Below are 22,650 nucleotides of genomic sequence, written 5' to 3'. Positions count from 1 at the left end.
CGCTTACGCCTCCTTGAACGGGAAGCCGAGGTGACGAAGGAGCGCGCGGCCCTCAGCGTCGTTGGTCGCCGTGGTGACCACGGTGATGTCCATACCCCGGACGCGGTCGATCTTGTCCTGGTCGATCTCGTGGAACATGACCTGCTCCGTGAGACCGAAGGTGTAGTTGCCACGGCCGTCGAACTGCTTGGGGGACAGACCACGGAAGTCGCGGATGCGCGGAAGCGCGAGCGACAGGGTGCGGTCCAGGAACTCCCACATGCGGTCGCCACGAAGCGTGACGTGGCAGCCGATTGGCTGGCCCTCACGCAGCTTGAACTGCGCGATGGACTTACGGGCCTTGGTGACGGCCGGCTTCTGGCCGGTGATCGTGGTGAGGTCGCGAATCGCGCCGTCGATCAGCTTGGAGTCGCGGGCGGCGTCGCCCACACCCATGTTGACCACGATCTTGACGAGGCCGGGGATCTGCATGACGTTCTCGAACGAGAACTCCTCACGCAGCTTGCCCGCGATCTCCTCGCGGTACTTCGTCTTCAGACGCGGAGTGGTGGTGGTAGCCATCAGATGTCCTCACCCGTCCGCTTGGCAACGCGGATCTTGTTGCCCTCGTCGTCGAAGCGGTAACCGACGCGCGTGACGACCTTGTTGCCGTCCTTCTCCACGACGAGCTGAACGTTGCTCACGTGGACAGGGGCCTCGGTCGTGACGATGCCACCGGTCTGCGAACCGCGAGCGGTCTGACCGGCCTTGGTGTGCTTCTTGACCCGGTTGACACCCTCGACCAGGACGCGGTCCTCGCGGGGGAAGGCCGCGATGACCTTGCCCTGCTTGCCCTTGTCCTTGCCGGTGATGACCTGAACCAGGTCGCCCTTCTTGATCTTCATGCTTACAGCACCTCCGGCGCGAGCGAGATGATCTTCATGAACTTCTTCTCGCGCAGCTCACGGCCCACCGGGCCGAAGATACGGGTGCCGCGAGGGTCGCCGTCGTTCTTCAGAATGACAGCGGCGTTCTCGTCGAAGCGGATGTACGAGCCGTCCTGGCGGCGGCGCTCCTTGACGGTGCGAACGATGACCGCCTTGACGACGTCACCCTTCTTCACGTTGCCACCGGGGATCGCGTCCTTGACGGTGGCGACAATGACGTCACCGATGCCCGCGTAGCGGCGACCGGAACCACCGAGAACACGGATGCAAAGGATCTCCTTGGCACCAGTGTTGTCGGCGACACGCAGTCGCGACTCCTGCTGGATCACGTCTATCTCCTGTTTGTCTGCCGGTTCCCGGCCGGGGCTGTACTGGACAGCCCCGGCCGAGCCTGGCGGAACCGACTCGAAGGGTTACCCCTTCGAGTAATTACTTGGCCTTCTCGAGGATCTCGACGATGCGCCAGCGCTTGGTCGCCGACAGCGGACGCGTCTCCATGATGAGGACGCGGTCGCCGACGCCGGCAGCGTTCTGCTCGTCGTGCGCCTTGAGCTTGTTCGTACGGCGGATGACCTTGCCGTACAGCGCGTGCTTCACGCGGTCCTCGACGGCGACGACGACGGTCTTGTCCATCTTGTCGCTGACGACCAGACCCTCACGGGTCTTGCGGAATCCGCGGTCGATCTTGTTCTCAGTCACGTTGCTCTCGCTCATCAGGCGCTCTCCACCGTCTCGATGCCCAGCTCGCGCTCACGCATCAGGGTGTAGATCCGCGCGATGTCCTTCCGGACGGCCTTCAGCCGACCGTGGTTCTCGAGCTGACCGGTCGCCGCCTGAAAGCGGAGGTTGAACAGCTCTTCCTTGGCCTCGCGGAGCTTGGCAACAAGCTCCTCGTTGCCCAGTTCGCGCAGCTCGGACGCCTTGGTACCGGTAGACATCACGACTCACCTGCCTCGCGCCGAACGATCCGGCACTTCATCGGAAGCTTGTGAGCAGCGCGGGTAAGCGCCTCACGCGCAATCTTCTCGTTCGGGTAGGACAGCTCGAACATCACCCGACCGGGCTTGACGTTCGCGATCCACCACTCCGGGGAACCCTTACCGGAACCCATGCGGGTCTCGGCAGGCTTCTTCGTCAGCGGACGGTCCGGGTAGATGTTGATCCAGACCTTGCCGCCACGCTTGATGTGGCGGGTCATCGCGATACGAGCCGCCTCGATCTGGCGGTTGGTCACGTACGCCGGAGTGAGGGCCTGAATGCCGTACTCGCCGAACGCAACCTGCGTACCACCCTTGGACATACCGCTGCGCTTGGGGTGGTGCTGCTTGCGGTGCTTGACCCTACGGGGGATCAGCATGTCGGTCAGGCCTCCGTTCCGGTGCTCTCAGCAGCCGGAGCAGCGGCAGCGGCGGGAGCCTCGGCCTTGGGGGCCTCGGCTGCCGGCCCGGACTGCTGCGGCTTGCGGCCGCGACCGCCACCACGCTCGCCACCACGGCCACCGCGGCCGGCCGGGCGGTCGGTGCCGCCTCGGGCCGGACGGTTGCCGGCGCGGGCAGCGGCGTTCTCGGCGCGGACCTCGGCGATGTTCTTGACGTCGCCCTTGTAGATCCAGACCTTCACACCGATACGGCCGAAGGTCGTCTTGGCCTCGAAGAAGCCGTAGTCGACGTTCGCACGGAGCGTGTGCAGGGGCACGCGGCCCTCGCGGTAGAACTCCGAGCGGGACATCTCGGCGCCGCCGAGACGGCCGCCGCACTGGATCTTGATGCCCTTGGCGCCGGCCTTCATCGTGCCCTGCATGCTCTTACGCATGGCGCGACGGAAGGAGACGCGGGAGGACAGCTGCTCGGCAACGGCCTGCGCGACCAGCTGAGCGTCGACCTCGGGGTTCTTGACCTCGAGGATGTTCAGCTGGACCTGCTTGCCCGTGAGCTTCTCGAGGTCGCCGCGGATGCGGTCGGCCTCGGCGCCACGGCGGCCGATGACGATGCCGGGACGCGCGGTGTGGATGTCCACCCGCACGCGGTCACGGGTGCGCTCGATCTCAACCTTCGAGATACCGGCGCGCTCCATGCCGGACGTCATCATCCGACGGATGGCGACGTCTTCCTTGACGTAGTCCTTGTACAGCTTGTCGGCGTACCAACGGGACTTGAAGTCCGTGGTGATGCCGAGCCGGAACCCATGCGGGTTAACCTTCTGGCCCATTACCGGGTTCCTTCCTTGCTGCTGACGACCACGGTGATGTGGCTGGTCCGCTTACGGATCCGGTAGGCACGGCCCTGAGCACGCGGACGGAACCGCTTCAGGGTCGGGCCCTCGTCCACGTACGCCTCGCTGATGACCAGCGAAGAGGCGTCGGTGTGGTCGTAGTTGTGTGCAGCGTTGGCGATGGCGCTGTCAAGCACCTTGCCAACCGGCACGCTCGCGGCCTGCGGGGCGAAACGCAGGACCGCCTGAGCCTCCGTGGCATCCATGCCACGGATGAGGTCCACCACTCGGCGGGCCTTCATGGGCGTGACGCGGATGTACCGCGCCTGGGCCCTGGCTTCCATGGTTGTCCCTTCGGTGTAAGTCATAGTCAGTCACCCCGCGTTAGCGGCGCTTCGACTTCCGGTCGTCCTTGACGTGGCCGCGGAAGGTGCGAGTCGGCGAGAACTCGCCGAGCTTGTGGCCGACCATCGACTCGGTGACGAACACCGGGACGTGGGTCTTGCCGTTGTGCACCGCGATCGTGTGGCCCAGCATGGCCGGGACGATCATCGAGCGACGGGACCAGGTCTTGATGACGTTCTTGGTGCCGGCTTCGTTCTGTACGTCCACCTTCTTGATGAGGTGGTCGTCGACGAAGGGCCCCTTCTTGAGACTGCGCGGCATCTAAACCCGCTCCTAGCGCTTCTTGTTCGTCTTGCGGCGGCGGACGATGTACTTGCTCGATGCCTTCTTCGGCGAGCGAGTACGACCCTCCTTCTGACCCCACGGGCTGACCGGGTGGCGACCACCGGAGGTCTTGCCCTCACCACCACCGTGCGGGTGGTCAACCGGGTTCATCGCGACACCGCGGACGGTCGGGCGTACGCCCTTCCAGCGCAGACGGCCGGCCTTGCCCCAGTTGATGTTCGACTGCTCGGCGTTGCCGACCTCGCCGATGGTGGCGCGGCAGCGGGCGTCGACCAGCCGGATCTCACCGGACGGCATACGAAGGTGGGCCATAGTGCCCTCCTTCGCCAGCAGCTGCACGGAGGCACCCGCGGAACGGGCGAACTTCGCGCCGCCGCCGGGCCGCAGCTCGATGGCGTGGATGGTCGTACCGACCGGGATGTTGCGCAGCGCCAGGTTGTTGCCGGGCTTGATGTCGGCGGCCGGGCCGTTCTCGACACGGTCGCCCTGCGTCAGGCCCTTGGGCGCGATGATGTAGCGCTTCTCGCCGTCTGCGTAGTGCAGAAGCGCGATGCGCGCGGTGCGGTTCGGGTCGTACTCGATGTGAGCGACCTTGGCCGGCACGCCGTCCTTGTCGTGACGACGGAAGTCGATCACGCGGTAGGCGCGCTTGTGGCCACCGCCCTGGTGACGGACGGTCACACGACCGGTGTTGTTACGGCCGCCCTTGCTGTGCAGGGGGCGGACCAGCGACTTCTCCGGCGTGGACCGCGTGATCTCGACAAAGTCGGCGACGCTGGAGCCACGACGGCCCGGGGTCGTCGGCTTGTACTTGCGGATACCCATTTCTCAGTCCTCGTCCGATTCCGGACGACTCGACCTCCGTCAGGAGGTCGGGCCGCCGAAGATGTCGATTCGGTCGCCCTCAGCGAGGGTCACGATGGCGCGCTTGGTGTCAGCGCGCTTGCCGAAACCGGTCTTGGTGCGCTTGCGCTTACCCTGACGGTTGATCGTGTTGACCCCGGTGACCTTGACCGAGAAGACCGCCTCGACGGCCTGCTTGATCTGGGTCTTGTTGGAGCCGGGCGCGACGATGAACGTGTACTTGTTCTCGTCGAGCAGGGCGTAGCTCTTCTCGGACACAACCGGCTTGACGAGAATGTCGCGCGGGTCCGTGAAGGTCTTGCTGGTTACGGTCGCCTCGGACATCAGGCGTCGCTCCCTTCGGTCTCAGCGGCCTTGGGGCCAGACACGAAGGACTCGAAGGCGGCCTTGGTGAAGACCACGTCGTCGGAGACGAGCACGTCGTACGTGTTCAGCTGGCCCGGCTCCAGGAGGTGCACCTGGGGCAGGTTGCGGGCGGAGAGCCACGCGGCCTCGTCGGCCCGCTCGACGACCAGGAGCACGTGCTTGCGCTCGCTGATCTTGCCCAGCAGGGTCTTCGCGGCCTTCGTGGAGACGCCACCGTCGACCACGCCGGTGACGACGTGGATACGGCTGTTGCGGGCCCGGTCGGAGAGGGCACCGCGCAGGGCGGCGGCCTTCATCTTCTTGGGGGTCCGCTGCGAGTAGTCACGCGGCGTGGGGCCGTGGACGACGCCACCGCCGGCGAACTGCGGCGCACGGGTCGAACCCTGGCGCGCGCGGCCGGTGCCCTTCTGGCGGTAAGGCTTCTTGCCACCACCACGGACCTCGCCACGGCGCTTGACCTTGTGCGTGCCCTGACGGGCGGCGGCCAGCTGCGCGACGACGACCTGGTGGATCAGCGGGATGCTGACCTTGGCGTCGAAGATCTCGGCCGGGAGCTCGACGGTCCCGGACTTGTCGCCCGCGGGCGACAGAATGTCAATGGTGCTCATAGTCCTCAGACCCCCTTGGCCGCAGTGCGGACGAGGACGAGGCCGCCGTTCGGACCAGGAACCGCGCCCTTGATGAGCAGCAGGCCCTTCTCCGCGTCAACCGCGTGGATGGTCAGGTTCTGGGTGGTGACCCGCTCGTTACCCATGCGGCCCGCCATGCGCATGCCCTTGAAGACACGCCCAGGGGTGGCGCAGCCACCGATGGAACCGGGCGAGCGGTGCTTGCGCTGGGTGCCGTGACCGGCGCCGAGGCCCTTGAAGTTGTGACGCTTCATGACACCGGCGAAGCCCTTGCCCTTGCTCTTGCCCGTGACGTCAACCTTGACGCCGGACTCGAACAGCTCGGCAGTGATCTCCTGGCCGAGCGTGTACTCGCTGGCGTCGGAGGTACGGAGCTCCACCAGGTGGCGGCGCGGGGTCACGTCGGCCTTGGCGAAGTGGCCCTTGAGGGGCTTGTTCACCTTGCGAGGGTCGATCTCGCCGAAGGCGATCTGGACCGACTCGTAGCCGTCGACGTCATTCGTACGGACCTGGGTCACAACGTTCGGACCGGCCTTGACCACAGTCACCGGGACGACACGGTTGTTCTCGTCCCAGACCTGGGTCATGCCGAGCTTCTCGCCCAGGATGCCCTTGATCTGCTTAGCCATCTCTTCCGCGCCTCTCAGAGCTTGATCTCGATGTCAACGCCGGCCGGAAGGTCCAGGCGCATCAACGAGTCAACGGTCTTGGGCGTCGGGTCGAGAATGTCGATCAGGCGCTTGTGCGTGCGCATCTCGAAGTGCTCGCGCGAGTCCTTGTACTTGTGCGGCGACTTGATGACGCAGTACACGTTCTTCTCAGTGGGCAGCGGCACCGGGCCTGCAACCGACGCACCAGTACGGGTCACCGTCTCGACGATCTTCTTCGCCGAAGAGTCGATGACCTCGTGGTCGTAGGCCTTGAGCCGGATGCGGATCTTCTGTCCCGCCATGGCTACTCAGTAGTCCTGTCTCTCGTAACGCTCTGGAACTCGGCGGGTACTGCTTTCTTCTCCGACCCACGCGGTCGGGCGTGTCGCACTCCCTCTACGAAGATCTCCCGAAGGATTTCCCAACCAAGGGGGTGCGGGCCGTGGCCGCGCATCGGGGGAAGAACACCCACCGAGTGCCTGGTCGGTACCCCGCTGACACTTCCCGGAAGATTCCCGTACGTCCGCTCCAGCGCTGCCTTACGGCAGATGGGGCGACGAGTACTGTGGGACTCGCTTCCGGTCCTCCCGGCGGGAGGCGCGCAGCATTGGCACTCAACCGAGCAACCTGGCTAGTGTGCCATATGGGGCAGACCCCTGGCCAATCGCGGCCGGAGAGAGTACCCCACTGATCCGCTTCTCACCCACGCCCTTGCGACGCGAGGCAACCTCGCGTGTCGATCGGCCGTCTTGCTGAGCGCGGACCGCCTGTGACCAGCCCGTCCGCCCTTATCTGAGTGTGAGAGTACGCAGCAAGGGGGGCCTGTCTGCCCGCTGCGGGGGAAGCGGACGGAGCGGGACAGATGAACATCGCGCATGCCCGGGGGGCGGCTGCCGCGCGCCTGAGCGGCCCGAGCAGACGGAATGTGGTCAGCGCCACAGCCGCCGTCGCCGCGGCCGCCGCTCTCAGCTCCTGCTCCGTACCACCCGCCCAGCGGCGCTCCTACCCCACCGCGGACCCCGCACCCGGCATACCCATCGCCAGCTCCCGGCGGGCACAGCTGATGCAGATACTCGCCCATCCCGACGACGATCTGTACTTCATGAACCCCGACACCCAGCGGATGCTGGACGCCGGGGTTCCGCTGGTCTGCGTGTACGTCACCGCCGGCGAGCACGAGGGCGTCAACCACATACCCGGCAACCCGAACGACCAAGCGGACAAGGCCGCCTACTCCTCGGCCCGTCACCAGGGCCTGCGCCAGGCCTACGCGTCCCTGCTCGGGCTCGGCAGGTTCACCGAGTGGACCAAGGACGTCGCCCCGCTGCAGGGCGGCCACCGTGCCGAGATCAACACCCTCGTCAACGGCTACCGCAGGGTCGAGCTGATCTTCCTCAACCTCCCCATGCACACCAGGCGCCGGTACATGGCGCTGCCCAGCCTGTGGCGGGACCGCGCGCTGGGGCTGACCACCGTCGTCGCCGCCGACTCCCCGCTGCGCAGGGCCGTCTCGTACGACTACGACTCGCTCGTCGACGTACTGGTCGGGCTGATGGAGCAGTACCGGCCGACCGTGATCCAGACCCTGGACCCCGACCCGGACATCCAGCACAGCGACGAGGCCACCCGCAAGAAGGACAGCGAGCAGCGCGGCTACTCGGATCACGGCGACCACACCGCGGTCGCCTCCTTCAGCTGGGCCGCCATGGTCCGCTGGGTCGCCCGTGCGACGAAGGACGGCGGCCATGTGCCCGCCTTCGTCGCCACCGCCTTCCGCGGCTACTACAACCGCCACTGGCCCAAGAACCTCCCGGCCGCGGTGCTCAAGGAGAAGGCCGACAACCTCGTCCCGTACGGCGGCGACCCGCGGTGGGAGTGCGGCAACCCGTCCGGCTGCGGCGACTACAGCGTCGGCGGCATCCGTCCGCTCAAGAACAAGAAGGGCTGGGTCCGCTCCACCCACTACCGCCACCCCGGCTCCCGCACCGTCGTCGCCGCCGAGCCGTCCGGCCGGCTGGTCGCCTACGGGGTGCTCGGGCTGCGTGCGGTCCGCTGGCGCGAGACCAGGCCGGGCAGCGGGCAGTGGGGCAACCCGGACGACCTCGGCGGCGGCCCGCTCGCGCCCGCGCTGGGCGGCGCAACGCTGAAGGACGGCCGCCAGTTGCTGTTCGCGCTGCGCTTCGCCGAGATCGGCGGCCGCGGCGGGCCCAACCGGCGCGAGGTCGTCCTGCTGGAGCAGGGCTCCCCCGGCAGCGCGTTCCTGGCCTGGAAGGGGCTCGGCAACCCCGAGCGGGGAGACGACCGCGGCCGCCGCATCGGCGTCCCGGTCGCCGTCGCGGCCCCCGACGGCCGGGTCCATCTCTTCGTCCGCAACGCCGACAAGGGCATCAGCACACGGGTCCGCGACGCCTCAGGGGACTGGGACCGCTGGCGCGACCTCGGCGGCGAGGAGGTCCAGGACGGCCTGTCGACGGTCGTGGACCGCGCGGGCCGGGTCCATGTCTTTGCCGCCGGCCGCGAGGGCGTGCACCACTGGACGCAGGACACGATGGGCCTGCCCCTCACTTACCGCGCGGGCGGGGGCCTGCCCGTGCCCGGGGACCCGGTCGCCCCGGTGCCGACCCACGACGGCGGCATAGAGCTGTACTACCGCAGGCCGACAGCCACGGCCGTGATGGCCGTACGCGCCGGGGGCGCCCCCGCACGGCCCCGCAAGGAGGGCTTCGGCGGCTTCGGCCCGGTGAGCGTGGCCGCGGCGCCCGGCGGCCCCGTACTGCTCGGCAAGGACACCCACGGACGGCTCCAACTCCGCACCGGCAGAAGGGTTCTGACGCGCACTCGGGGAATGGCGGCACTGGACGCGCCCGCCCTTCACATAGGCCGCTCGGGCGCCACCGTGGTGGGTCTGGGGGCAGACGCGCACCCCTGGACCTGGCAGCCCGAGGCAGGAACCGCCGGCTGATCCGGCTTCAGCGCACAGGCAACCAGACACAGCAAAGGGGCCCCGCACCGAAGTGCGGGGCCCCAGCTGTTTGCTCCAGGAGCAACCAGGTCAGATCAGCAATTACTTGTTGATCTTGATGACCTGGCCGGCGCCCACAGTCCGGCCACCCTCACGGATGGCGAACTTGAGGCCCTCCTCCATGGCGACCGGCTGAATCAGGTTGACCGTCATGGTGGTGTTGTCGCCCGGCATGACCATCTCGGTGCCCTCGGGGAGGGTCACAACGCCGGTCACGTCCGTGGTACGGAAGTAGAACTGCGGGCGGTAGTTGTTGAAGAAGGGGGTGTGACGACCACCCTCGTCCTTCGACAGGATGTAGGCCTGGGCCTCGAACTCGGTGTGCGGCGTGACCGAACCGGGCTTGATGATGACCTGGCCGCGCTCGACGTCCTCGCGCTTGATGCCACGGAGGAGCAGACCGACGTTCTCACCGGCCTGGCCCTCGTCGAGCAGCTTGCGGAACATCTCGATGCCGGTGACCGTGGTGGTGGTCTTCTCCTGCTTGATGCCCACGATGTCAACGGTCTCGTTGACCTTGAGGACACCACGCTCGATACGACCGGTGACGACGGTGCCACGACCGGTGATCGTGAAGACGTCCTCGATCGGCATCAGGAACGGCTTGTCGACGTCACGCTCGGGCTGCGGGATGGACTCGTCGACGGCCTTCATCAGGTCGAGGACGGTCTGGCCCCACTCCTTGTCACCCTCGAGCGCCTTGAGCGCCGAGACCTTGACGACCGGAAGGTCGTCGCCCGGGAACTCGTACTCGGAGAGCAGCTCGCGGACCTCGAGCTCGACGAGCTCCAGGATCTCCTCGTCGTCCACCATGTCGGCCTTGTTCAGGGCGACAACGATGTACGGAACGCCAACCTGGCGGGCCAGGAGCACGTGCTCCTTGGTCTGCGGCATCGGGCCGTCGGTCGCGGCGACCACGAGGATGGCGCCGTCCATCTGCGCCGCACCCGTGATCATGTTCTTGATGTAGTCCGCGTGACCGGGGCAGTCGACGTGCGCGTAGTGACGCGACTCCGTCTGGTACTCGACGTGCGCGATCGAGATCGTGATACCGCGCTGGCGCTCCTCAGGAGCCTTGTCGATCTGGTCGAAGGCCGAGGCCTCGTTCAGGTCCGGGTACGCGTCATGCAGCACCTTGGTAATGGCGGCCGTGAGGGTCGTCTTACCGTGGTCGATGTGACCGATGGTGCCGATGTTGACGTGCGGCTTAGTCCGCTCGAACTTCGCCTTCGCCACTGGGTCCTCCTGTGGAGTGGTTCTGTACGCCTTGCTTCATCGGCGCCAGGTGATCTTTGCTGGGATGCCGGGGCCCGGGGCATTCCGGCCGCATTACTTGCGTAGCGGCTGGAATGCCCCCGCAGGCTCCGGTGACAAGCCTAAAGCGTGTACTCGGGAGAGTTACTCGCCCTTGGCCTTCGCGATGATCTCCTCGGCGACGTTCCGCGGAACCTCGGCGTAGGAGTCGAACTGCATCGAGTAGCTTGCGCGACCCGAGGTCTTGCTGCGGAGGTCTCCGACGTAGCCGAACATCTCCGACAGCGGAACCAGGCCCTTGACGACCCGGGCACCGCTGCGCTCGTCCATGGCCTGAATCTGGCCACGGCGGGAGTTGAGGTCGCCGATGACATCGCCCATGTAGTCCTCGGGCGTCGTGACCTCGACGGCCATCATCGGCTCGAGAAGCACGGGGGACGCCTTGCGGGCACCCTCCTTGAACGCCTGCGAACCAGCGATCTTGAACGCGAGTTCGGAGGAGTCGACCTCGTGGTAACCACCGTCGAGAAGGGTGACGCGGACGCCCACCATCTCGTAGCCGGCCAGGATGCCGAACTGCATGGCTTCCTGCGCACCCGCGTCCACCGAGGGGATGTACTCACGGGGGATGCGGCCACCGGTGACCTTGTTCACGAACTCGTAGGTCGCGTCGCCGCCCTCGATGGGCTCCAGCGCGATCTGCACCTTCGCGAACTGACCGGTACCACCGGTCTGCTTCTTGTGCGTGTAGTCGATACGCTCGACGGCCTTGCGGATCGTCTCGCGGTACGCGACCTGCGGCTTGCCGACGTTGGCCTCGACGCGGAACTCGCGCCGCATGCGGTCGACGAGCACCTCGAGGTGAAGCTCGCCCATACCACCGATGATGGTCTGGCCGGTCTCCTCGTCGGAGTGGACCTGGAAGGAGGGGTCCTCCTCCGCGAGACGCTGGATGGCGACACCCAGCTTCTCCTGGTCACCCTTGGACTTGGGCTCGATGGCGACCTGGATGACCGGCGCCGGGAAGTCCATGGACTCCAGGATCACCGGGTTCTTGTCGTCACACAGCGTCTCACCGGTGGTGGTCTGCTTCAGGCCCATGACGGCGACGATGTCGCCGGCGCCCACCGCGTCGATCTCCTCACGCTTGTTCGCGTGCATACGGTAGATCTTGCCGATGCGCTCCTTCTTGCCCTTGGTGGGGTTCAGCACTGCAGTGCCGGACTCCAGGCGACCCGAGTAGACCCGGATGAAGGTGAGCTTGCCCAGGTGCGGGTCGCTCGCGATCTTGAAGGCCAGGGCGGCCAGCGGCTCGTCCTCGGACGGCTTGCGCGTGATGACCTTCTCCGCGTCCTTGACGTCGTGGCCATCAATGCCTTCGACGTCCAGGGGGGAGGGGAGGTAGCGCACAACCGCGTCGAGCAGGGGCTGCACGCCCTTGTTCTTGAACGCGGTACCGCAGAAGACGGGGGTGACGGTGGTGCCGCCGCCCTTGCCGGACGCGATGGTGATACGACGGATCGCGGCGTACAGCTGCTCCTCGGTGGGCTCGACGCCCTCCAGGTACAGCTCCATGATCTCTTCGTCGTTCTCCGCGACGGTCTCGACCAGCTTGCCGCGCCACTCCTCGGCGGCCTCGGTGTGCGTGGCCGGGATGTCGACGACGTCGTACATCTCGCCCTTGGTGGCCTCGGCGGACCAGACAAGAGCCTTCATACGAACGAGGTCGACGATGCCCTTGAAGTCTGCCTCGGCACCGATCGGCAGCTGCATCACGATCGGGGTCGCGCCGAGGCGGTCCACGATCATGTCGACGCAGCGGTGGAACTCGGCGCCGGTGCGGTCGAGCTTGTTGACGAAGCAGATACGCGGAACGCCGTAGCGGTCCGCCTGACGCCAGACGGTCTCGGACTGCGGCTCAACGCCGGCGACACCGTCGAACACCGTGACAGCACCGTCGAGCACGCGGAGCGAACGCTCCACCTCGACCGTGAAGTCGACGTGACCCGGGGTGTCGATGATGTTGATGGTGTGATCGACGTCCTCGAGCGGCCAGTGACAGGTCGTCGCGGCGGACGTAATCGTGATGCCGCGCTCCTGCTCCTGCTCCATCCAGTCCATCGTGGCAGCGCCGTCGTGGACCTCACCGATCTTGTAGCTCACACCGGTGTAAAACAGGATGCGCTCGGTGGTCGTCGTCTTGCCCGCGTCGATGTGGGCCATGATCCCAATGTTGCGGACCTTGGCCAGGTCAAGCGAAGTGGTGGCCATAAGGCTCAATCTTCTCTCGGTCTCGATGTGGGTAGCGACTACCAGCGGTAGTGCGCGAAGGCCTTGTTGGACTCGGCCATCTTGTGCGTGTCCTCACGCTTCTTGACCGAAGCGCCGAGGCCGTTGGAGGCGTCGAGCAGTTCGTTCATGAGGCGCTCGGTCATGGTCTTCTCGCGACGGGCGCGGGAGTAACCCACGACCCAGCGGAGCGCGAGGGTGCCGGCGCGACCGGGCTTGACCTCGATCGGCACCTGGTAGGTGGCGCCACCGACACGGCGGGACTTGACCTCGAGAGTCGGCTTGACGTTCTCGAGAGCGCGCTTCAGCGTGATGACCGGGTCGGCGCCGGTCTTCTCGCGGAGGCCTTCCATGGCGCCGTAGACGATCCGCTCGGCAGTGGAACGCTTGCCGTTGAGCAGGATCTTGTTGATCAGCGACGTGACAAGAGGAGAACCGTAGACCGGGTCGATGATGACCGGGCGCTTCGGGGCGGGGCCCTTACGAGGCATTCTTACTTCTCCTTCTTGGCGCCGTAGCGGCTGCGGGCCTGCTTGCGGTTCTTGACACCCTGGGTGTCGAGGGAACCGCGGATGATCTTGTAACGAACACCCGGCAGGTCCTTCACACGGCCACCACGCACGAGCACGATGGAGTGCTCCTGCAGGTTGTGTCCCTCACCCGGAATGTAGGCCGTGACCTCGATGCCGGAGGTCAGACGCACACGCGCGACCTTCCGCAGGGCCGAGTTCGGCTTCTTCGGGGTGGTCGTGAACACACGCGTGCAGACGCCGCGGCGCTGAGGGGAACCCTCGAGTGCGGGCGTCTTGTTCTTCTCGACCTTGTCCTGCCGGCCCTTCCGGACCAGCTGCTGGATCGTAGGCACTACTTCTCCGGTTTCTGTGTGCCGTATGTGAAACTAACCTGGAACGTCGCCGACCCACGCGGTCGGGTGTGTCGAATGCTGCAGGCTCCCCCGCAAAGGGAAGAGAGCGCAGATTACGGTGGCCTTTCGCGGACTCGCCATGCGGTTGAGGACACGCACACGAGCCCAGGCACACCCCAGGCACAAGGTCAGAGCGTACCTACCGCATCGGCTCCGGTCAAAACAAATGCACACGCGCAGGACACACCAGCCTGCAATGTACGACACAGGGCGGCCATCCGCGAGGGATGACCGCCCTGTGGGCGACTAAGCGCTTTTACTGGTTGTACGGACCGTAGTCGTAGTCCTCCAGCGGAACGGCCTGGCCGGAGCCGGTGCCGAACGGCGAGTAGTCGATGTCGTCGTAGCCGACGGCCGAGTACATCGCGGCCTTGGCCTCCTCGGTGGGCTCCACCCGGATGTTGCGGTAACGGGACAGACCCGTACCGGCCGGGATGAGCTTACCGATGATGACGTTCTCCTTGAGGCCGATCAGGGAGTCCGACTTGGCGTTGATCGCCGCGTCGGTCAGAACCCTGGTCGTCTCCTGGAAGGACGCCGCGGACAGCCACGACTCGGTCGCCAGCGAGGCCTTGGTGATACCCATCAGCTGCGGACGGCCGGAGGCGGGGTGACCGCCCTCGGTGACCACACGACGGTTCTCGGTCTCGAACTTCGAGCGCTCGACGAGCTCGCCCGGCAGCAGTTCCGCGTCGCCGGACTCGATGATCGTCACACGGCGCAGCATCTGCCGGATGATGATCTCGATGTGCTTGTCGTGGATCGACACACCCTGCGAGTTGTAGACCTTCTGGACCTCGCCGACCAGGTGGACCTGGACCGCGCGCTGACCGAGGATCCGCAGCACGTCGTGCGGGTTGGTGGCACCCACGGTGAGCTTCTGGCCCACCTCGACGTGGTCGCCCTCGCCCACCAGCAGACGGGCACGCTTCGAGATCGGGAACGGCGTCTCGTCGCTGCCGTCGTCGGGGGTGACGACGATCTTCTTGGTCTTCTCGGTCTCCTCGATACGGATGCGGCCTGCCGCCTCCGAGATCGGGGCGACACCCTTGGGCGTACGAGCCTCGAAGAGCTCGACGACACGGGGCAGACCCTGGGTGATGTCGTCACCGGCCACACCACCGGTGTGGAAGGTACGCATCGTGAGCTGGGTACCGGGCTCACCGATGGACTGGGCGGCGATGATGCCGACCGCCTCACCGATGTCGACCAGCTTGCCGGTGGCCAGCGAACGGCCGTAGCAGAAGGCACAGGTGCCGACCGCCGACTCACAGGTCAGGACCGAGCGGGTCTTGACCTCCACGACACCGGCGCCCACCAGGGCGTCGATGAGCACGTCACCCAGGTCGACATTGGCCGGCGCGATGACCTTGCCGTCGACGACGACGTCCTCGGCGAGCATCCGCGCGTACACGGAGGTCTCGACGTCCTCGGTCTTGCGCAGCACACCGTCGGCGCCGCGCTCCGCGATCTTGAGCTTCAGGCCGCGGTCGGTGCCGCAGTCCTCCTCGCGGATGATGACGTCCTGCGAGACGTCGACCAGACGACGGGTCAGGTAACCCGAGTCGGCGGTACGCAGGGCGGTGTCCGCCAGACCCTTACGGGCACCGTGCGTGGAGATGAAGTACTCCAGCACGGACAGACCCTCACGGAACGACGCCTTGATGGGCCGCGGGATGGTCTCGTTCTTGGCGTTGGACACCAGACCACGCATACCGGCGATCTGACGCATCTGCATCATGTTTCCGCGAGCACCCGAGTTGACCATCATGAAGATGGGGTTGGTCTTCGGGAAGTTCGCGTTCATCGCCTCGGCAACCTCGTTGGTCGCCTTGGTCCAGATGGTGATGAGTTCCTGCGTGCGCTCCTGCTTGGTGATCAGACCGCGCTCGTACTGCTTCTGGACCTTCTCGTCCTGCGCCTCGTAGCCCTTGACGATCTCCTTCTTCGCCTCGGGAACGACGATGTCGGAGATGGCGACCGTGACACCGGAACGGGTGGCCCAGAAGAAGCCCGCCGCCTTCAGGTTGTCGAGCGTCGCCGCCACGATGACCTTGGGGTAGCGCTCGGCGAGGTCGTTGACGATCTCGGAGAGCTGCTTCTTGCCGACGGAGTAGTCGACGAAGGGGTAGTCCTCGGGCAGCAGCTCGTTGAAGAGCGCGCGGCCCAGAGTCGTACGCAGCCGGAAGCTGTCACCCTGCTGCCACTCGCCCGCGGCGATGTCCGAGCTCTCCTCGGCGACCGGCGGGGTCCAGCCACGCGGCGGGATCGTGCCGACCGGGAAGCGGATGTCGACCTTCGCCTGGAGCGAGAGCTCCCGGGCGTCGAAGGCCATGATCGCCTCGGCGGTGGAGTTGAACGCACGGCCCTCGCCGCGCACCTCGCGCTCCTCCTCGTCCGTGGTGAGGAAGAAGAGGCCGAGCACCATGTCCTGGGTGGGCATGGTGACCGGACGGCCGTCGGCCGGCTTGAGGATGTTGTTCGAGGACAGCATCAGGATGCGGGCCTCGGCCTGCGCCTCCGCGGACAGCGGCAGGTGCACGGCCATCTGGTCACCGTCGAAGTCCGCGTTGAACGCGGTGCAGACGAGCGGGTGGATCTGGATGGCCTTGCCCTCGACCAGCTGCGGCTCGAAGGCCTGGATGCCGAGGCGGTGCAGCGTGGGCGCACGGTTCAGCAGAACCGGGTGCTCGGCGATGACCTCTTCGAGGACGTCGTACACGACCGTGCGGCCGCGCTCGACCATCCGCTTGGCGCTCTTGATGTTCTGCGCGTGGTTCAGGTCGACCAGGCGCTTCATCACGAACGGCTTGAAGAGCTCCAGCGCCATGGCCTTGGGCAGACCGCACTGGTGCAGCTTCAGCTGCGGACCGACGACGATGACGGAACGCGCGGAGTAGTCCACACGCTTGCCGAGCAGGTTCTGACGGAAACGGCCCTGCTTGCCCTTGAGCATGTCGCTCAGGGACTTCAGCGGGCGGTTACCGGGACCGGTCACCGGGCGACCACGGCGGCCGTTGTCGAACAGCGCGTCGACGGCCTCCTGCAGCATCCGCTTCTCGTTGTTCACGATGATCTCGGGGGCACCGAGGTCAAGGAGACGCTTGAGGCGGTTGTTGCGGTTGATCACACGGCGGTACAGGTCGTTCAGGTCGGAGGTCGCGAAGCGGCCACCGTCCAGCTGCACCATCGGACGCAGGTCCGGCGGGATCACCGGCACGCAGTCGAGCACCATGCCCTTGGGGCTGTTGCTGGTCTGCAGGAACGCGGAGACGACCTTGAGGCGCTTGAGCGCACGGGTCTTCTTCTGGCCCTTGCCGGTACGGATGATCTCGCGGAGACGCTCGGCCTCCTCCTCGAGGTCGAAGGACTCCAGGCGCTTCTGCAGCGCCGCGGCACCCATCGAGCCGTCGAAGTACGTGCCGAAGCGGTCACGCAGCTCGCGGTAGAGCAGCTCGTCACCCTCCAGGTCCTGGACCTTGAGGTTCTTGAAGCGGTTCCACACCTCGTCGAGACGGTCGATCTCGCGCTGCGCACGGTCGCGCAGCTGCTTCATCTCACGCTCGGCGCCTTCGCGCACCTTGCGGCGCACATCGGCCTTGGCGCCCTCGGCCTCGAGCTCGGCCAGGTCGGTCTCGAGCTTCTTGGCGCGGGCTTCGAGGTCGGCGTCGCGGCGGTTCTCGACCTGCTGGCGCTCGACGGAGACATGAGCCTCCAGCGAGGGCAGGTCGCGCGTACGGCGCTCCTCGTCCACGAACGTGATCATGTACGCGGCGAAGTAGATGACCTTCTCGAGGTCCTTCGGCGCGAGGTCGAGCAGGTAGCCAAGGCGCGACGGGACGCCCTTGAAGTACCAGATGTGGGTGACGGGAGCGGCCAGCTCAATGTGGCCCATCCGCTCACGGCGCACCTTGGCGCGGGTGACCTCTACGCCACAGCGCTCACAGATGATGCCCTTGAAGCGGACACGCTTGTACTTGCCGCAGTAGCACTCCCAGTCCCGGGTCGGACCGAAGATCTTCTCGCAGAAGAGTCCGTCCTTCTCGGGCTTGAGCGTGCGGTAGTTGATGGTCTCCGGCTTCTTGACCTCGCCGTGCGACCACTGTCGGATGTCGTCCGCGGTGGCAAGGCCGATCCGCAGCTCGTCGAAGAAGTTGACGTCGAGCACTTGTCGTCAATCCCTCTTTCGGGGTCGTGTCTCAATCATGGTCTGTACGGGTCCGGGGCAGGGCCGGGACCTCACGAGGAGGTCCCGGCCAGACCCGTCAGACCTCTTCGACGCTGCTCGGCTCACGCCGGGACAGGTCGATACCGAGCTCCTCCGCAGCGCGGAAGACGTCCTCGTCCGTGTCGCGCATCTCGATGGACATGCCGTCCGAGGAGAGCACCTCCACGTTGAGGCAGAGCGACTGCATTTCCTTGATGAGCACCTTGAAGGACTCGGGAATGCCGGGCTCGGGGATGTTCTCGCCCTTGACGATGGCCTCGTAGACCTTCACGCGGCCGGTGACGTCGTCGGACTTGATGGTCAGCAGCTCCTGGAGGGCGTACGCGGCGCCGTAAGCCTCCAGCGCCCACACCTCCATCTCACCGAATCGCTGGCCGCCGAACTGGGCCTTACCACCCAGCGGCTGCTGGGTGATCATCGAGTACGGGCCGGTCGAGCGGGCGTGCAGCTTGTCGTCGACCAGGTGGTGGAGCTTGAGGATGTACATGTACCCGATCGAGATCGGGTCCGGGAACGGCTCGCCGGAGCGGCCGTCGAACAGGTTGGCCTTGCCGGAAGGCTGGACCAGCCGGTCACCGTCGCGGTTCGGGATCGTGGCCTCGAAGAGACCGGCGATCTCGTCCTCGCGCGCACCGTCGAAGACCGGGGTCGCGACGTTGGTGCCCGGCTCGACCTGGTCGGCGCCGATGGCCTGCAGGCGCTGGGCCCAGTCGTCGGCCAGACCGGAGACGTCCCAGCCGCGGCTGGCGAGCCAGCCGAGGTGGATCTCGAGGACCTGTCCCGGGTTCATTCGGGACGGGACACCGAGGGGGTTGAGGATGATGTCGACCGGGGTGCCGTCCTCCAGGAACGGCATGTCCTCGATCGGCAGGATCTTCGAGATGACGCCCTTGTTGCCGTGACGGCCGGCGAGCTTGTCACCATCGGTGATCTTGCGCTTCTGCGCGACGTACACGCGAACCAGCTGGTTCACGCCCGGCGGCAGCTCGTCGCCCTCCTCGCGGTCGAAGACCCGGACGCCGATGACCTTGCCGGTCTCGCCGTGCGGCACCTTTAGCGAGGTGTCACGGACCTCACGCGCCTTCTCACCGAAGATCGCGCGGAGCAGACGCTCCTCCGGGGTCAGCTCGGTCTCACCCTTGGGCGTGACCTTGCCGACCAGGATGTCGCCTGCGACGACCTCGGCACCGATACGGATGATGCCGCGCTCGTCGAGGTCGGCGAGGACCTCCTCGGAGACGTTCGGGATGTCCCGGGTGATCTCCTCCGGGCCGAGCTTGGTGTCACGGGCGTCGACCTCGTGCTCCTCGATGTGGATCGAGGAGAGGACGTCGTCCTGCACGAGGCGCTGCGACAGGATGATCGCGTCCTCGTAGTTGTGACCCTCCCACGGCATGAACGCGACCAGCAGGTTCTTGCCGAGCGCCATCTCGCCCTGCTCGGTGGCCGGACCGTCGGCGAGGACCTGGCCCTCGACGACCCGGGCGCCCTCGTCCACGACAACCTTCTGGTTGACCGAGGTGCCCTGGTTCGACCGGGAGAACTTGGCGATGCGGTACGTGGTGTACGTGCCGTCGTCGTTGGCGACGGTGATGTAGTCCGCGGAGACCTCCTGGACAACACCTTCCTTCTCCGCCTTGATGACGTCACCGGCGTCGACCGCGCAGCGGTACTCCATGCCGGTGCCGACCAGCGGCGCCTCGGCCGTGATCAGCGGAACGGCCTGACGCATCATGTTCGCGCCCATGAGGGCACGGTTGGCGTCGTCGTGCTCGAGGAACGGGATCATGGCGGTCGCGACCGAGACCATCTGGCGCGGCGAGACGTCCATGTAGTCCACGTCGGAGCCCGGGACGTAGTCGACCTCGCCGCCACGACGGCGGACCAGGACACGGGCTTCGGCGAAGCGCATGTCGTCGGTCAGCGCGGCGTTGGCCTGCGCGATGACGAACCGGTCTTCCTCGTCGGCGGTCAGGTAGTCGACCTCGTCGGTCACCTGGTCGTCGACGACCTTGCGGTACGGGGTCTCGACGAAGCCGAACGCGTTGACCCGGCCGTAGGAGGCGAGCGAGCCGATCAGACCGATGTTCGGGCCTTCAGGGGTCTCGATCGGGCACATGCGGCCGTAGTGCGACGGGTGCACGTCACGGACCTCGAAGCCGGCCCGCTCACGGGACAGACCACCCGGGCCAAGCGCGGACAGACGGCGCTTGTGGGTGAGACCCGACAGCGGGTTGTTCTGGTCCATGAACTGCGACAGCTGGCTGGTGCCGAAGAACTCCTTGATGGAGGCGACGACCGGCCGGATGTTGATCAGGGTCTGCGGCGTGATCGCCTCGACGTCCTGGGTCGTCATGCGCTCACGCACGACGCGCTCCATACGAGCCAGACCCGTGCGGACCTGGTTCTGGATGAGCTCGCCGACGTTGCGCAGACGACGGTTGCCGAAGTGGTCGATGTCGTCGGTCTCGACGACGATCTGGGTGCCGCTCTCGCCCACGGTCTCGGTCTCACCGGCGTGCAGCTTGACCAGGTACTTGATGGTCGCGATGACGTCGTCGGTGGTGAGCACGCCGGCGTCCAGCGGCTCTTCGGCGCCGAGCTTCTTGTTCACCTTGTAGCGGCCGACCTTGGCGAGGTCGTAGCGCTTCGGGTTGAAGTAGAGGTTCTCGAGCAGCGTCTGAGCGGCCTCGCGCGTCGGCGGCTCGCCCGGGCGGAGCTTGCGGTAGATGTCGAGCAGCGCGTCGTCCTGGCCCTGGGTGTGGTCCTTCTCCAGGGTGGCGCGCATCGACTCGTACTCGCCGAACTCCTCGAGGATCTGCTCGGTGGTCCAGCCGAGAGCCTTGAGCAGGACGGTGACGGACTGCTTGCGCTTGCGGTCGATGCGGACACCGACCATGTCGCGCTTGTCGATCTCCATCTCCAGCCAGGCACCCCGGGACGGGATGATCTTGGCCGTGAAGATGTCCTTGTCGGACGTCTTGTCGATGTTGGAGTCGAAGTAGACACCCGGCGAGCGGACCAGCTGCGACACGACGACACGCTCGGTGCCGTTGATGACGAAGGTGCCCTTGTTGGTCATGAGCGGGAAGTCGCCCATGAAGACCGTCTGGGACTTGATCTCGCCGGTCTCGTTGTTGGTGAACTCGGCCGTGACGAAGAGCGGGGCCGCGTACGTGAAGTCGCGCTCCTTGCACTCGTCGATGGAGTTCTTGGGAGGCTCGAAACGGTGGTCGCGGAAGGTCAGCGACATCGACCCGGAAAAGTCCTCGATCGGAGAGATCTCCTCGAAGATCTCTTCCAGACCGGACTTGGTGGGGACGTCCTGTCCGCTGTCCAGAGCCGCCTCGACACGAGCCTTCCATGCGGCATTGCCGAGCAGCCAGTCAAAGCTCTCGGTCTGCAACGCGAGGAGGTTCGGAACCTCGAGGGGCTCCTTGATCTTTGCAAAGGAGATGCGCAGCGGGGCGGTGCTGGCGCCGTTGTTCGTATTCGCGGTCGAGGCGTTGCGCGAGGCGGCCAAGAGGGGGTCCTTCCGAGGGCTCGGACTCACTACGCGCGTACCGGTCCCACCATGGACACGGAGACAGACGCTCCTGGTTGGCCAAATGGCCAGCTCAGGGATGCTTCAGTCAACGATGCTCATACGTGGGGATGCCCCTGGTGACGGGCAGGGGGCAGTTAACAGGCAGCGCAAAGGGTCAGTGTAGCCACTTGGCACACTGATGTCCAGTGCGGGTTTTCGAGACCCTCGTTGTTCTCAACTCCGCGGCTTGCCCTCGCGCCAGCAGGCGCACCTCGATACTGCCCGTTCGGTCGTCGATCCATGCCTCGGATCCGGATCCTTGTGACGACGCGTCCTGAGAATTGCGCGCTACGTGCGGTTCGTCAAGGCCCCCCAACCCAAACTGGCTGCTGAGATCGTCACTGACCAGCGTCAGGGGCGCACGGCGAAGATCACGATACCCACCGGATCCGGAAGAACCCGGCAGGCCTCGCACACGTCGAAGGGCGACCACCCGTCTGGGTGATCGCCCTTCGCTGTGTCCCTTGCGGCTCCTATGCGGAACCACGCGTCAGAGACTCAATCCACGCGCCCGTGGGCGCAAGTGGGGACTTACTTGACCTCGACGGACGCGCCGGCGCCCTTGAGGGACTCGGCGGCCTTCTCGGCGGCGTCCTTGGCGACCTTCTCGAGAACGGGCTTCGGGGCGCCGTCCACGAGGTCCTTGGCCTCCTTCAGACCCAGGGAGGTCAGCTCACGCACGACCTTGATGACCTGGATCTTCTTCTCGCCGGCGCCGGTGAGGATGACGTCGAACTCGTCCTGCTCGGCCTCGGCCTCGGCCGGGGCGGCAGCGGCGCCACCAGCGGCAGCGGCGACCGGAGCGGCGGCGGTGACGTCGAACTTCTCCTCGAACGCCTTCACGAACTCGGAGAGCTCGATGAGGGTCATCTCCTCGAACTGCGCAAGCAGGTCGTCCTGGCTGAGCTTCGCCATGATGGGCGATCCTTCCACTAAATCGGCTGGTGCCGGGATGTATATGTCGGCGGGCGTTCGGCCCGCTGCGACCAGCGCGCCTTCAGGCGGCGCTG

General features: G+C 66.2%; 22 protein-coding genes. 1 reads left to right on the top strand and 21 read right to left on the bottom strand.

Annotated features, from left to right (window positions below):
- Positions 1–3 precede the first annotated feature (3 nt).
- The 14 genes from rplE to rpsJ all read right to left on the bottom strand — a co-directional run bounded on the left by rplE (position 4) and on the right by rpsJ (position 6,638).
- Positions 4–561: a 50S ribosomal protein L5 gene (gene rplE, locus OG741_RS24020; protein ID WP_266479165.1), complete on the bottom strand. Its 558-nt coding sequence runs from the start codon at positions 559–561 to the stop codon at positions 4–6.
- On the bottom strand, positions 561–884 hold the full coding sequence (gene rplX, locus OG741_RS24015; protein ID WP_142214201.1) for a 50S ribosomal protein L24: 324 nt from the start codon (positions 882–884) through the stop codon (positions 561–563). Before rplX ends, rplE begins: the two co-directional genes overlap by 1 nt.
- A 2-nt stretch (positions 885–886) precedes the next feature.
- Positions 887–1,255 carry a 50S ribosomal protein L14 gene (rplN, locus tag OG741_RS24010; protein WP_003956455.1) on the bottom strand — a complete coding sequence of 123 codons (369 nt, stop codon included), beginning with the start codon at positions 1,253–1,255 and terminating at the stop codon, positions 887–889.
- Between the two features lie 100 nt (positions 1,256–1,355).
- Positions 1,356–1,640, bottom strand: a complete 285-nt coding sequence (rpsQ, locus tag OG741_RS24005; RefSeq protein WP_266479166.1) for a 30S ribosomal protein S17 — start codon at positions 1,638–1,640, stop codon at positions 1,356–1,358.
- On the bottom strand, positions 1,640–1,864 hold the full coding sequence (gene rpmC, locus OG741_RS24000; protein WP_142214203.1) for a 50S ribosomal protein L29: 225 nt from the start codon (positions 1,862–1,864) through the stop codon (positions 1,640–1,642). Before rpmC ends, rpsQ begins: the two co-directional genes overlap by 1 nt.
- Positions 1,864–2,283 (bottom strand): 50S ribosomal protein L16, encoded by a 420-nt coding sequence (rplP, locus tag OG741_RS23995; RefSeq protein ID WP_014047785.1) that lies wholly within the window; start codon positions 2,281–2,283, stop codon positions 1,864–1,866. The genes rpmC and rplP overlap by 1 nt, the downstream gene beginning before the upstream one ends.
- Positions 2,284–2,288: 5 nt before the next feature.
- Positions 2,289–3,134, bottom strand: coding sequence for a 30S ribosomal protein S3 (rpsC, locus tag OG741_RS23990; protein WP_405601102.1), 846 nt, complete (start codon positions 3,132–3,134; stop codon positions 2,289–2,291).
- Positions 3,134–3,481, bottom strand: coding sequence for a 50S ribosomal protein L22 (gene rplV / locus OG741_RS23985; RefSeq protein ID WP_004571827.1), 348 nt, complete (start codon positions 3,479–3,481; stop codon positions 3,134–3,136). The genes rpsC and rplV overlap by 1 nt, the downstream gene beginning before the upstream one ends.
- 40 nt (positions 3,482–3,521) lie before the next feature.
- A complete protein-coding gene (gene rpsS / locus OG741_RS23980; protein ID WP_003956461.1) occupies positions 3,522–3,803 on the bottom strand; it encodes a 30S ribosomal protein S19 in 282 nt (93 codons plus the stop codon).
- Between the two features lie 12 nt (positions 3,804–3,815).
- Positions 3,816–4,652 (bottom strand): 50S ribosomal protein L2, encoded by an 837-nt coding sequence (gene rplB / locus OG741_RS23975; protein ID WP_108151510.1) that lies wholly within the window; start codon positions 4,650–4,652, stop codon positions 3,816–3,818.
- 39 nt (positions 4,653–4,691) lie between these two features.
- Positions 4,692–5,015 carry a 50S ribosomal protein L23 gene (rplW, locus tag OG741_RS23970; protein WP_405601098.1) on the bottom strand — a complete coding sequence of 108 codons (324 nt, stop codon included), beginning with the start codon at positions 5,013–5,015 and terminating at the stop codon, positions 4,692–4,694.
- Entirely contained in the window at positions 5,015–5,665 is a 651-nt protein-coding gene (gene rplD, locus OG741_RS23965; protein WP_266479169.1) for a 50S ribosomal protein L4, read from the bottom strand. Before rplD ends, rplW begins: the two co-directional genes overlap by 1 nt.
- Before the next feature lie 5 nt (positions 5,666–5,670).
- A complete protein-coding gene (gene rplC / locus OG741_RS23960; protein ID WP_266479171.1) occupies positions 5,671–6,315 on the bottom strand; it encodes a 50S ribosomal protein L3 in 645 nt (214 codons plus the stop codon).
- 14 nt (positions 6,316–6,329) lie between these two features.
- Positions 6,330–6,638 carry a 30S ribosomal protein S10 gene (gene rpsJ / locus OG741_RS23955; protein WP_003948644.1) on the bottom strand — a complete coding sequence of 103 codons (309 nt, stop codon included), beginning with the start codon at positions 6,636–6,638 and terminating at the stop codon, positions 6,330–6,332.
- Positions 6,639–7,198: 560 nt separating this feature from the next.
- Between rpsJ and OG741_RS23950 the strand changes: the two genes are divergently transcribed.
- Positions 7,199–9,298 carry a PIG-L family deacetylase gene (locus OG741_RS23950; protein ID WP_405601095.1) on the top strand — a complete coding sequence of 700 codons (2,100 nt, stop codon included), beginning with the start codon at positions 7,199–7,201 and terminating at the stop codon, positions 9,296–9,298.
- Positions 9,299–9,400: 102 nt separating this feature from the next.
- On the opposite strand, the gene tuf is transcribed toward OG741_RS23950, so the two are convergent.
- The 7 genes from tuf to rplL form a co-directional block, all read right to left on the bottom strand.
- On the bottom strand, positions 9,401–10,594 hold the full coding sequence (gene tuf, locus OG741_RS23945) for an elongation factor Tu (RefSeq protein WP_266479175.1): 1,194 nt from the start codon (positions 10,592–10,594) through the stop codon (positions 9,401–9,403).
- Positions 10,595–10,756: 162 nt separating this feature from the next.
- Positions 10,757–12,883 carry an elongation factor G gene (gene fusA, locus OG741_RS23940; protein WP_328671400.1) on the bottom strand — a complete coding sequence of 709 codons (2,127 nt, stop codon included), beginning with the start codon at positions 12,881–12,883 and terminating at the stop codon, positions 10,757–10,759.
- Between the two features lie 38 nt (positions 12,884–12,921).
- Positions 12,922–13,392, bottom strand: coding sequence for a 30S ribosomal protein S7 (gene rpsG, locus OG741_RS23935; RefSeq protein ID WP_266479179.1), 471 nt, complete (start codon positions 13,390–13,392; stop codon positions 12,922–12,924).
- 2 nt (positions 13,393–13,394) lie between these two features.
- Positions 13,395–13,766: a 30S ribosomal protein S12 gene (rpsL, locus tag OG741_RS23930; protein WP_003948652.1), complete on the bottom strand. Its 372-nt coding sequence runs from the start codon at positions 13,764–13,766 to the stop codon at positions 13,395–13,397.
- Between the two features lie 316 nt (positions 13,767–14,082).
- Positions 14,083–17,994 (bottom strand): DNA-directed RNA polymerase subunit beta', encoded by a 3,912-nt coding sequence (locus OG741_RS23925; RefSeq protein ID WP_405601090.1) that lies wholly within the window; start codon positions 17,992–17,994, stop codon positions 14,083–14,085.
- Between the two features lie 97 nt (positions 17,995–18,091).
- On the bottom strand, positions 18,092–21,577 hold the full coding sequence (rpoB, locus tag OG741_RS23920) for a DNA-directed RNA polymerase subunit beta (protein WP_405601088.1): 3,486 nt from the start codon (positions 21,575–21,577) through the stop codon (positions 18,092–18,094).
- Positions 21,578–22,171: 594 nt separating this feature from the next.
- Positions 22,172–22,555 carry a 50S ribosomal protein L7/L12 gene (gene rplL, locus OG741_RS23915; RefSeq protein WP_266479185.1) on the bottom strand — a complete coding sequence of 128 codons (384 nt, stop codon included), beginning with the start codon at positions 22,553–22,555 and terminating at the stop codon, positions 22,172–22,174.
- Between the last annotated feature and the right edge of the window lie 95 nt (positions 22,556–22,650).

This window comes from Streptomyces sp. NBC_01410, assembly GCF_045040195.1.
Classification (GTDB): Bacteria; Actinomycetota; Actinomycetes; order Streptomycetales; family Streptomycetaceae; genus Streptomyces.
The sequence above is the reverse complement of the archived record's forward strand: the minus strand, read 5'-3'. Positions and strand labels throughout refer to the sequence as shown.

Excerpts from the sequence above, each read along its gene's own strand:
- rplE (WP_266479165.1), bottom strand. The coding sequence starts at position 561 with ATGGCTACCACCACCACTCCGCGTCTGAAGACGAAGTACCGCGAGGAG.
- rplX (WP_142214201.1), bottom strand. The coding sequence starts at position 884 with ATGAAGATCAAGAAGGGCGACCTGGTTCAGGTCATCACCGGCAAGGAC.
- rpsQ (WP_266479166.1), bottom strand. The coding sequence starts at position 1,640 with ATGAGCGAGAGCAACGTGACTGAGAACAAGATCGACCGCGGATTCCGC.
- rpmC (WP_142214203.1), bottom strand. The coding sequence starts at position 1,864 with ATGTCTACCGGTACCAAGGCGTCCGAGCTGCGCGAACTGGGCAACGAG.
- rplP (WP_014047785.1), bottom strand. The coding sequence starts at position 2,283 with ATGCTGATCCCCCGTAGGGTCAAGCACCGCAAGCAGCACCACCCCAAG.
- rpsC (WP_405601102.1), bottom strand. The coding sequence starts at position 3,134 with ATGGGCCAGAAGGTTAACCCGCATGGGTTCCGGCTCGGCATCACCACG.
- rplV (WP_004571827.1), bottom strand. The coding sequence starts at position 3,481 with ATGGAAGCCAGGGCCCAGGCGCGGTACATCCGCGTCACGCCCATGAAG.
- rpsS (WP_003956461.1), bottom strand. The coding sequence starts at position 3,803 with ATGCCGCGCAGTCTCAAGAAGGGGCCCTTCGTCGACGACCACCTCATC.
- rplB (WP_108151510.1), bottom strand. The coding sequence starts at position 4,652 with ATGGGTATCCGCAAGTACAAGCCGACGACCCCGGGCCGTCGTGGCTCC.
- rplW (WP_405601098.1), bottom strand. The coding sequence starts at position 5,015 with ATGTCCGAGGCGACCGTAACCAGCAAGACCTTCACGGACCCGCGCGAC.
- rplD (WP_266479169.1), bottom strand. The coding sequence starts at position 5,665 with ATGAGCACCATTGACATTCTGTCGCCCGCGGGCGACAAGTCCGGGACC.
- rplC (WP_266479171.1), bottom strand. The coding sequence starts at position 6,315 with ATGGCTAAGCAGATCAAGGGCATCCTGGGCGAGAAGCTCGGCATGACC.
- rpsJ (WP_003948644.1), bottom strand. The coding sequence starts at position 6,638 with ATGGCGGGACAGAAGATCCGCATCCGGCTCAAGGCCTACGACCACGAG.
- OG741_RS23950 (WP_405601095.1), top strand. The coding sequence starts at position 7,199 with ATGAACATCGCGCATGCCCGGGGGGCGGCTGCCGCGCGCCTGAGCGGC.
- fusA (WP_328671400.1), bottom strand. The coding sequence starts at position 12,883 with ATGGCCACCACTTCGCTTGACCTGGCCAAGGTCCGCAACATTGGGATC.
- rpsG (WP_266479179.1), bottom strand. The coding sequence starts at position 13,392 with ATGCCTCGTAAGGGCCCCGCCCCGAAGCGCCCGGTCATCATCGACCCG.
- rplL (WP_266479185.1), bottom strand. The coding sequence starts at position 22,555 with ATGGCGAAGCTCAGCCAGGACGACCTGCTTGCGCAGTTCGAGGAGATG.